The organism is Fusicatenibacter sp. (genome assembly GCF_050872605.1).
GTDB lineage: Bacteria > Bacillota > Clostridia > Lachnospirales > Lachnospiraceae > Fusicatenibacter.
Map to the genome: position 1 here is coordinate 1 of NZ_JBNMHD010000060.1, position 10745 is coordinate 10745.

At 46.0% G+C, this 10745-nt stretch carries 9 protein-coding genes; 4 read left to right on the forward strand and 5 right to left on the reverse strand.

From position 1 onward, the window contains the following. Positions 1 to 160: 160 nt before the first annotated feature. From ACY2VT_RS13405 to ACY2VT_RS13425, 5 genes are all read right to left on the reverse strand, one after another. The gene (locus ACY2VT_RS13405; RefSeq protein WP_461880227.1) at positions 161 to 802 is read right to left on the reverse strand and encodes an HAD family hydrolase; all 642 of its coding nucleotides are present in this window, start codon (positions 800 to 802) and stop codon (positions 161 to 163) included. Then, complete coding sequence (locus ACY2VT_RS13410) at positions 792 to 923, reverse strand: hypothetical protein (RefSeq protein ID WP_461880228.1); 132 nt, start codon at positions 921 to 923, stop codon at positions 792 to 794. Before ACY2VT_RS13410 ends, ACY2VT_RS13405 begins: the two co-directional genes overlap by 11 nt. 10 nt (positions 924 to 933) lie before the next feature. Then, positions 934 to 1533 (reverse strand): HD domain-containing protein, encoded by a 600-nt coding sequence (locus ACY2VT_RS13415; RefSeq protein WP_461880229.1) that lies wholly within the window; start codon positions 1531 to 1533, stop codon positions 934 to 936. Between the two features lie 76 nt (positions 1534 to 1609). Next, complete coding sequence (locus tag ACY2VT_RS13420) at positions 1610 to 1993, reverse strand: hypothetical protein (protein ID WP_461880235.1); 384 nt, start codon at positions 1991 to 1993, stop codon at positions 1610 to 1612. After that, positions 1938 to 2849, reverse strand: a complete 912-nt coding sequence (locus tag ACY2VT_RS13425) for an AraC family transcriptional regulator (RefSeq protein ID WP_461880230.1) — start codon at positions 2847 to 2849, stop codon at positions 1938 to 1940. Before ACY2VT_RS13425 ends, ACY2VT_RS13420 begins: the two co-directional genes overlap by 56 nt. Positions 2850 to 3148: 299 nt before the next feature. On the opposite strand from ACY2VT_RS13425, the gene clpB reads away from it, so the two are divergent. From clpB to ACY2VT_RS13445, 4 genes are all read left to right on the forward strand, one after another. Then, positions 3149 to 5755 (forward strand): ATP-dependent chaperone ClpB, encoded by a 2607-nt coding sequence (gene clpB, locus ACY2VT_RS13430; protein ID WP_461880231.1) that lies wholly within the window; start codon positions 3149 to 3151, stop codon positions 5753 to 5755. After that, complete coding sequence (locus ACY2VT_RS13435) at positions 5752 to 5925, forward strand: DUF4250 domain-containing protein (RefSeq protein WP_461880232.1); 174 nt, start codon at positions 5752 to 5754, stop codon at positions 5923 to 5925. The genes clpB and ACY2VT_RS13435 overlap by 4 nt, the downstream gene beginning before the upstream one ends. A gap of 448 nt (positions 5926 to 6373) precedes the next feature. Continuing rightward, positions 6374 to 8014, forward strand: a complete 1641-nt coding sequence (locus tag ACY2VT_RS13440; RefSeq protein WP_461880233.1) for a TIM barrel protein — start codon at positions 6374 to 6376, stop codon at positions 8012 to 8014. 213 nt (positions 8015 to 8227) lie between these two features. Next, a complete protein-coding gene (locus ACY2VT_RS13445; protein ID WP_461880234.1) occupies positions 8228 to 10504 on the forward strand; it encodes a hypothetical protein in 2277 nt (758 codons plus the stop codon). Positions 10505 to 10745 lie beyond the last annotated feature (241 nt).

A 10745-nucleotide genomic window follows, 5' to 3' on the forward strand; every position in this document is an offset into this window, starting at 1 on the left:
ATGCAAAAAATTCAGCACCGCAGAGCGTGAATTACTGCGTCACAGATTTTCGTCGTACCCCGGTACGCCTTCAAATCTGTTCCTTGCAATTCGCGCTCTGCAGCACTGCCTTTTTTGCATTATTTTCGGGTCTTGCTATAGGGTTGATAATGCAGAGAGTTCATTGCCAATACAATTTCTCTGAAGTGATAGCAGATAACAGGTCAGCAGGTCTTTCTAAAAAATAATCTGCTTTTATGTGCTTATTATGACTGCCCCATACTGCCAAAGCAAAATCAATTCCTGCATCTTCCGCACATTTACTGTCATATTTGCTGTCTCCAATATAAAGCACTTTACTATGGTCTGTTTTTGATAATTCCACATATTTCAAAATCGGTGCGGCATTGGGTTTATGTTCCTGCGTATCGTCTGCACATATGATTGTTTTAAAATAATGACTGATACCAAACGGACAAAAATCATGTGTAAATTCTTCCCTTGTCTTTGATGTGACAATCCCCATTTTATAATCCAGGCTTAGAAGATTTTTCAATAATTCAATGATTCCGTCAAATACTTTGATGGTATTTGTATAGTTACGCATATTTTTATCCCATAATTCTATCGCATGGGAAGTGTTTTTTATCTCAAGTTTTTTCAAAGCGTCTGTTCCTGTAATACCTAACGCAAATCTTAGTTCAGAACATGGTATCTTTCTCCCGGACAATTCCTTTATAGTTTCCTGTAAAGAATGTAATACAGCATATTCCGTATCAATCAGAGTACCGTCAATGTCAAAAACAATATGCTTATACTTCATGCTGCCACCTTTCCCTGTCTGTATCAAAATAATCATCCTGCATGGATTCTCTTGTGCGGGCAATCTGCTTTAACGTATTGCTGTCTGCAGTTTCCAAAAAATCACTGGATTCGTAATACACAATATCCCTCCTAACGAAAACTGTTTTCCACAATACCCGGAAGCAGAGAATAGATAGAACAGCCAATCTGATTTTCAAACTGTTCTTTAATCTCTAAAATCTTTTTCCACCTGTCTATTGTCGCTGTGTGAACACCGTACCGTATTGTCACGTCTACAAATCTCTTTTCCAAAAGACAGAACCCCGTCGGCATAGCCAATGCGTCACATAACTGTACAAGACGGTCATAATCATCATATACCGCATTCGCAACAAATTCTTTCATAAACAGGTAATCCTCATCACTGACATCAAACTCACCGATAGATGTGGCAATATCCTGTATCATAAATGCGTGGGATATACATATCTGTGCAGCTTTTTCCCATCCGCGCTCCATACAGTACCGATAGCCGTCTATCAGATGCCTTTCCGAACTCACTCCGGCATAGCGTCCGATATCATGCAACAACCCGAAAATATATGCCTGTTCAGAAGATAAATCTTTACAATGTGATGCAATGTTTTTACAGGCTTCGGCTACAAACCGGGAATGATCTGCCCATGCTCCCGGATTGGATTCTGAAGCTTCCCTTAATGCCAATTCTGCGGTCTGAAGGTTCAACTCCATTTTTAACTCCTTTCAAAAGGGCGGGGCTGGAAAATAAAACGCCCGGCCCCTTTATAATGAAATATTTGCAGACAAATCAGCAATCCCCTGCATAGTACGAAACAATGTTCATATAGTCCGTTGGATTCGGAATTTCTAAAATAAGACACTGACAGTTTTTGTTTTGGAAGTATTGTCGCCACAAACTGTCCTGTATCATTTCTTCCCCATTAATGTTTTGTTTTTTACCGTTCGGGCAGAGCATATATACTTTGCCAATGCAGGCATTGACAGTATCTAAAAAATTTTTCATGTTCAGAATGTTTAGTTTTATCACTTTGCGTTCACCTCCTGTAAATTGCTGATTTACTTTACAGGTATCATTATAATGCAAAAGACATAGGGAAAATATTTCTTTTCCGCCATTACCTATCACTATTCCGCCATTTTTTTCTATATTCTGTAGGTGAACAATATGCATATTCCCGAAAAACTTTTCCAAAATAACTGCTGCTCCCTAAACCACACTCATGACTGATAACAGTAACAGCTTCCTGCCCCTTTGCCAACATCTGACAGGCAATTTGTAAACGGTAAGTTGTTATATACTCAACGGGTGTCATGTGCAGACAGTCATGGAACACTCTGTAACATTCCCTTTCGCTTAAATATGCTGCCGCAGCAAGTTCCGGAATAGATATTTTTTCTCTGTAGTGTTCATGAATGTATATCATCATCAGTTTTATTTTATCGTTGCTTTTGTTATGTTCCCCTTTCTTTTCACGCATAGAACGAGAAAGTTCAAAAAGCATGAGCCATATTTCCGTTAGGGCTTCCCGTAGTTTTATTTCATATCCAAATGCATCACTGGATAAACGAAATGAGGCAGCAAGCAGTTTCAAAATCCTTTCTTCTTCTGCATTGCCCGGAAAAAGCGGGATTACCTCAATCTGCGGGGCTGTTATGACAGGTGAAATATATTTTTGTTCAATCCTGCTTCCCTGTTCTCCGGCAAGTAAGGAAACGTCGAAAATATGAAGCAGCTGTATATTCTTTTCTTTCTGCGATATTGCTTTTGTCATATGGAGTACATTGGGATTTATCATGCCGCCGCTTCCAGCCGGAAACAATATTTTTCCTCCTGGCGTATCATATTCAATGCTGCCGCTTTCCATATAAAAAAGTTCCACTGTCCTGTGCCAGTGCCACGGTACATAACACCCTATATATTTGTCAAGCTCTGCCTTCGAAGCGATATAGGGAAAATCTTTTTCAAAACCGGGAAGCAATTCTTCCTTGCTTCCGGTATAAAATTCAATGCTATGGATATTTTTCATGTCTGTTCACCTGCACATCTGGGATTTTGTATCTGCCTTATGGGTTAAATATACGGGAATAGCTCGGTAATTGTCAATCAATTAAAACAGATGCATCCGGAAGACTATAAAAAAGGGTCACAAATTTTAGGGTGAGTGCGAAAAGATAAAATTTTTTGTAAAATAATTAGCACTCGCATCTTGACAGTGCTAACGACTCGTGTTATAGTACGACTAGAACAAAAAAGAAAAACTTTACATTCTTACTCTTTTTGTTCGGAGCGAATGTTAGCATTTGATAGATAAGGAGGAAGCCGATTATGAATATCAGTAAATTCACACAAAAATCGCTGCAGGCTGTACAGGACCTGGAAAAGACCGCATACGATTTCGGCAACCAGGAAATAGAGCAGGAGCATTTGTTGTATAACCTCCTGCATCAGGACGACAGCCTGATTCTGAAAATGATCGAAAAGATGGAAATCAACAAAGATCATTTTCTGAACCGCGTCGAGACGGCGCTGAATGACCGCGTCAAAGTATCCGGCGGCCAGCCGTATATCGGCCAGTATCTGAATAAAGCACTGGTAAATGCTGAGGATGAGGCGAAAGCCATGGGAGACGAGTATGTTTCCGTAGAACACCTCTTCCTGGCTATGCTGAAAAACCCAAGCCCGTCCCTGAAAAAACTGTTTCAGGAGTACGGCATCACAAGAGAGCGTTTCCTGCAGGCATTAAGCACGGTAAGAGGAAACCAGAGAGTCACCACCGACAACCCGGAGGCAACATATGATACGCTGGAAAAATATGGTCAGGATATTGTGGAAAAAGCCAGAAACCAGAAAATGGATCCGGTTATCGGCCGTGATACCGAGATTCGAAACGTTGTCCGTATTCTGTCCCGTAAAACAAAAAACAACCCGGTTCTGATCGGTGAGCCTGGTGTTGGTAAAACCGCAGTCGTAGAGGGTCTGGCACAGCGAATCGCAAACGGCGATGTGCCGGAGAGCCTGAAAGACAAAACGATTTTTTCCCTCGATATGGGAGCCCTGGTAGCAGGAGCAAAATACCGCGGCGAATTCGAGGAGCGTCTGAAAGCCGTTCTGGAAGAAGTCAGAAAGAGCGACGGAAAAATCATTCTGTTCATCGATGAGCTGCACCTGATCGTCGGCGCCGGAAAAACCGACGGTGCCATGGATGCCGGAAACATGCTGAAACCTATGCTGGCCAGAGGCGAGCTGCACTGCATCGGCGCCACAACGCTGGATGAATACCGCCAGTACATCGAAAAAGATGCCGCCCTGGAGCGTCGTTTTCAGCCGGTTCAGGTTGACGAGCCGACCGTAGAGGATACGATTTCCATCCTGCGTGGCCTAAAAGAGCGTTACGAAGTTTACCACGGCGTAAAAATCACTGACGGTGCACTGGTTGCCGCTGCAACCCTTTCGAACCGTTACATCAGCGACCGTTTCCTGCCGGATAAAGCAATCGACCTGGTCGACGAGGCGTGCGCCCTGATCAAAACAGAGCTGGATTCCATGCCGGCCGAGCTGGATGAGCAGCGCCGTAAGATTCTGCAGATGCAGATCGAGGAAGCCGCACTGAAAAAAGAGACCGATAATTTAAGCCGCGAGCGTCTGGAAACATTGCAGAAAGAACTCGCAGAGCTGAAAGATACCTTCAATTCCGCAAAGGCACAGTGGGAAAATGAAAAGAGTTCTGTCGAGAAACTGTCTAAACTGCGTGAGCAGATCGAGGACATGAACCGTCAGATCCAGAAAGCAAAGAATGATTATGATCTGAACCGCGCCGCTGAACTGCAGTACGGTGAACTTCCGAAATTACAGCAGATGCTGGAAGCGGAAGAGAAAAAAGTCAAGAACGAAGATCTCTCTCTGGTACACGAGAGTGTAACAGACGAAGAAATTGCCAGAATCGTCTCCCGCTGGACCGGAATTCCGGTTGCAAAACTGACCGAAGGCGAGAGAACCAAGATCCTCGGCCTGGAAGATGAGCTTCACACCAGAGTGATCGGTCAGGATGAGGCAGTTACAAAGGTTTCGGATGCGATCATCCGTTCCAAAGCCGGCATCAAAGACCCGACAAAACCGATCGGTTCCTTCCTGTTCCTTGGACCTACCGGTGTCGGTAAAACAGAGCTTGCAAAAACGCTGGCAGAGAAGCTGTTTGACGATGAGAACAACATGGTTCGAATCGATATGAGTGAATACATGGAAAAATACTCCGTCTCCCGTCTGATCGGAGCGCCTCCGGGATACGTAGGCTACGAGGAGGGCGGTCAGCTTACCGAGGCAGTGCGCAGAAAACCGTATTCTGTTGTTCTGTTCGATGAGATCGAGAAAGCGCATCCGGATGTCTTCAACGTTCTGCTGCAGGTACTCGACGATGGCCGTATCACCGACTCCCAGGGCCGTACCGTTGATTTCAAAAACACCATTTTGATCATGACCTCCAACATCGGATCCCAGTATCTGCTGGATGGTATTCAGGATGACGGCAGCATTTCCGAAGAGGCGAGAAATCTGGTTATGCAGGATCTGCGTGCACACTTCCGTCCGGAATTCCTGAACCGTCTGGATGAAACAATTATGTTTAAACCATTGACAAAAGACAACATTGGTCATATCGTAGATCTGTTGCTGAAAGGCCTGAACAAACGTCTGGCAGATCAGGAGCTTCGCGTTGAGCTGAGTCCGGCTGCAAAACAGTTTGTGATCGATGGCGGTTACGATCCGGTTTACGGCGCACGTCCATTGAAACGTTTCGTTCAGAAAGAAGTAGAAACCAGCACCGCAAAACTGATCCTTGGCGGTCAGGTGAGCGAGGGTGACACCATTCTTCTGGATGTGGAAAACGAAGGTCTGAAGGCAATGATCAAACCAGGTGTGGAGGTAGTGGACGAATGATGCCGAAAGATCCCGTAATGCTGCTGAGTTATGTGAATACACAGCTGAGAGATTTTTACCCGTCGCTCGCAGAATTCTGCGCGGCCATGGAGACAGAGGAATCTGATCTGCGGGAAAAACTGGCGCTCATCGACTATGAGTATGATGAGAAAACGAACCAGTTTGTATAAGAAACAGGGGCGTCCTGCATATGCAAATAGTGTATGCAGGACGCCTTTTTTAACCGAATCAGGTAAGTCCCCACCCACTGCTTCCATTGCGAAAAGCAATAAGCAGTGGGTGGGGACTTGCTTGTATCAGGAGAAGTGCAAGCTTCTTCTGATAAACTGCGGAGCAGTTATTCGGTTATGAGCAAGCAGCGAAGCGGATTGCGAATATCCGCTTGATTTACCGGAAAGTTCGTTGAATTTTCCGGTAAATCAAAAAGCTCTCCGGGCAGGATCGCACCGCGGCGGAGGGGAATTATGTCGCTGAAGCGACCCTCTGCAGAAGTCTTTCTTACTTTAGAAAAAGCATATCTTTAATGGAAGAAACAGATGTGATAAAATAGAAGAAAATGAAAGAAAATCCGCTTAAAATATGGGGAAAACAGCGGATTTGGGAGAAGGAGGAAACGCAATGTATTTTGGAGTGCAGATGTATGGGGTGTCAAAAGAGTGGAAACAGGATCCGGAAGGATTTTTAAAGAAAATTTATGCGGCAGGCTACCGTCAGATCGAGCCGTGCCTCGGCTTCCGCGTCGATGCCAGAGACTACGGTTTCTGGCGCCCGGAGGATCTGGAGCAGGCGATGCCGCTATTGGAAAAATACCACATTGAGGTTCACGCAGCCCATATCTTTCTGGATGAATACCACTATGAAAGAGAACTTGCCATCCTTGCAGAGCTGGCGCAGAAATATCATATTTCCTGGTTCGTCGTAAAGAGCCCGGTACGCCTGGCGAAAGATGTTCTGGACGAAACCGCGGTAAGATACCGCGAATTGGCAGAAGAGCTCGAAAAGGTTGGTGCCGGTCTTCTGATTCACAATGAAAAAGAAGACATCTGCATCCGCGTGAATGGAAAAACCGCATACGAATACCTGCTGGATGCCTGCGGAGGAAAAGTCGGTGCCGAAGTCGATACCGGATGGACGTACTGCGGCGGTGTCGATCCGGAGGAGTTCCTGTGGGCACATGCAGATCTTGTCAAAGCAGTTCATTATAAAGATATGAAATTCACCGGAAAAGAAGCACCTCTCGGAAAAGGCATGGTCGATCTGAAAGCATGCTTCCAGTTTGCCCGTGCAAACGGAGCACTGCAGATTGTGGACATGGATGCGACGACACTGGAGGACACCTGCCGTGCCGGACGGATGCTCTCCGGCTGGACCGGCGACCGGGACAGCACCGACAGTATCCTGTGTACTCTGGATGTAGAAACGGGAGAAGAGACAGTGCTCCATGAATTTCCGGGAATCATCGAAGCACCGAACTGGCTGAATGATGGAAATACCCTGCTTTATAATTCCGAAGGAAAAATCTATCGCTACGAAATTGACAAAGACCATGTGGAGCAGGTTGATACCGGCGACTGTGTGCAGTGCAACAATGACCATGTTCCGTCACCGGACAACCAGCTGCTGGCGGTAAGCTGCATGCCGCCGGAACTCACAGATGGAACGTATGAATCCCACATCTACGTGCTCCCGATGACAGGCGGTGAACCAAAAGACCTCACCGGACCGGGTCTCAGCTATCTGCACGGCTGGTCGCCGGACGGAAAAGAACTTGCGTATTGTGCCTTCCGCAAAAAGCCGGAAGAGAAGACCATGCGCATTGAAATCTGTACGATTCCATCAGACGGCGGCGAGGAAACCTGCCTGACGGACGGCAAAGGCTACAACGACGGTCCGGAGTATTCACCGGACGGAAAGCACATCTGGTTCAACAGCACCAGAAGCGGTCTGATGCAGGTATGGCGGATGAACCGTGACGGCAGCGGTCTCACCCAGATGACAGATTCCGATGCCAACAACTGGTTTGGCCACGTTTCGCCGGATGGAAAACACGTCATTTACCTGATCTTCACCAAAGGCGAGCTGGAACCGAACGAGCATCTGCCGAACATGCAGGTATCGCTTGGAATGATGGATTATGACGGACAGAATAAGAAAAAACTGCTGGATCTTTTCGGCGGCCAGGGCAGTATCAATGTCAACTCCTGGGCACCGGACAGCCGCAGAATTGCGTATGTGAAATATGTGCTTCATCACAAATAAAGGAATATCTTAAGAAAATCTGACGGGCCGTAAAAATTCATGGAAGTATTGTGAAAAAACGTTGAAAGTATTTTAGCGGAAATGCACAAGAATTCTTACGAATTTTTACGGCCCGTTGACTCTTTTTCTGACACACGTATAATGAAAGTAACAAGAGAAACTGCGGCCCCTGGCGGCTGCAAAACAATCAAAAAGGAAAGGAGGATTTGTGTTATGAAGAAAACGAAAAAAATGCTTTCGTTTGTACTGTCCATGCTTCTGATCGTGACGATGTTCCCAACCATGGCATTCGCAAAAGAGGAAGCCAAAACGTGGAAGTTCGGAGAGCTTTCGCTGAAAGCAGGCGACGTTCTCGGCAAAGATACGGAGATTAAAAATGATGCAGAGAACAGAGAAATCCGAATACTTTCAGAAAAAACAAATCCGGATGAAAAGAAAAATCAGAAGGATGGCAAAGAAAGAATAAAAACAGAAAAAGAGGCTGTGATCGCAGCGGCGGCTTCCTGGAATCTGAAGGATCTTACGGAAAGGGCCAAAAAGGCTCCGGCAGATTATCTGCTTAAAAAGGCAGACAGCTGGAACGGAAGCTGGATTGTAACAAAGATCGCAGAAACGGAAACAAAAGATGCCATTGAAATTCAGATAAGAACCTATGAGTACGTAGCTGTAACAGAAATCCAGGGCATACCGAAAGAAATCCCGGGAACCACCGCACTGACGGGTAAAGCAGTTCCGGAAAATGCAGATCAGAAACAGATCACATGGAAAATCACGGATGCCGGAATGACAGGTGCTGTTTTAGACGGCACAAACCTGAAAGTAACGAATGCCGGAACCGTAAAACTTCTGGCGACAATCAAAGACGGAAAGAAAACCGGCGTTGACTTCACACAGGAATTCACTGTGATTGTAAAAGCCGCAGATTACACCAAAGTAACAGAAGCGCTGGCGCTGATCCCGGAGGACATGGGCCGATATACAGAAGAAAGCGCGGCAGCTGTTCAGAAAGCAAAAGAAGCGGTAAAAGAGAACCTGCCGTCAGCTGAACAGGAAACCGTAAATGGTTATGCGGCAGCCATTCAGACAGCAGTAAACGCACTGACGCTTCTTGGCGCAGATTACACAGAAGTTGATGCAGTACTTGCCAAAGTTCCGGAAGATCTTTCTATCTATACGGAAGAGAGCGTGGAAGCACTGAAAGCAGTCATCGCATCCATCGACCGCACCAAAACGATAGAAGAGCAGCAGGCAGTTGCTGCTTATGCGGAAGCACTGGAGAATGCAATTGCAGCACTGGTACGCAAACCGGTTCCGGCAGATTATCTGGGAGTGGAAGAACTCCTGGGAGAGATTCCGAAAGACTTATCCATTTATACCGAAGAGAGTGTAAAAGCACTGAATGCGGCAAAAGAAGCCATTGTATGGGATCTGGATGACAGCAGACAGGAGGAAGTCGATCAGTTTGCAGAAAACCTGAAGGCAGCTCTTGACGGACTGACCCTGAAACCGGCGGACTACAGCGCCGTAGACGCGGCTCTTGCCAAAGTTTCGAATGATCTGAGTATTTATACGGAAGAAAGCATTCAGCCGCTTCAGACAGCGATCAACAGCGTAGAAAGCGGAAAAACCATTCTGGATCAGGCAGAAGTAGACGGCTGGGCAGCAGCAATTGAAAATGCACTGGCAGGACTGCAGGTTCGGAAAGCAGATTATTCCAAAGTAGAGGAAGCCATCAAAAAGATTCCGGCGGACCTCAGTCTGTATACCGATGCGTCTGTAAAAGCACTGGAAGATGCAAAGAACAGCGTCGTAACCGAGCGGCCGGTCACAGAGCAGGAGAGCGTAGACGGTTACGCAAAAAAGATCGAGGCAGCGATTGCCGGCCTTACGTATAAAGATGCGGACTACAGCAAAGTAGATGCCGCAGTGAAGAAGATTCCAAACGATCTGAAGAAATACACGGACGAGAGCGTAAAAGCAGTCAATGATGCAAAAGCAGCGATTGTACGCGGAAAGAATATCACGGAGCAGAAGACGGTGGATGGTTATGCGGCAGCGCTGGAAAAAGCGATTGCCGGCCTGAAACAGAAACCGATGACTGTGCAGAGTCTTCCGAAGATTACCAAAGGAGTCAATCAGTCAGGTATGCAGGGCAAGGAGCTTTCCTTCACCGCAGATTTTGAAGCAAAGGATCTCAAAAAGGTTCTCATCGACCAGAAAGAGATTGATGCGAAGAATTATGTGACGGCTGGAAAAGAGAATACGCAGGTTACGCTGAAGGCAGAGTGTACAAAGAGTCTGGCAGAAGGCAAGCATACGATTTCGATCGTTTCAAGTAAGGGCCAGGCGGATACCGTATTCTATCTGAAGAAAGCAACAAAGAGTCCGGACACGGGAGACCGCACACAGGTGATGCTGTGGGTGATCCTGCTCGGCGTTTCTGCAGCAGCAGTGGTCGGAGCAGTTGCTTATCGTAAACGTGAGAAATAAGAGTCGAAAGGGAAAGGGCGCCGGAAGGCGCCTTTTCTTTTGACGGTTTCGAATAGATTCTAAATAGTCAGATAAAATACGAAATATGCAGAATTAACTATATTTTTCTAAAAATAAGAAAATTCGAAAAAAGGTGTTGACTTTTGCTTTTGATGGTGTTATTATAACTAAGCTGTCAGCGAGAGCTACAGTGAATGAGTTCTTTTGAAACAGAAAAACCTAGTTCGGAGCCGGGTGGCTG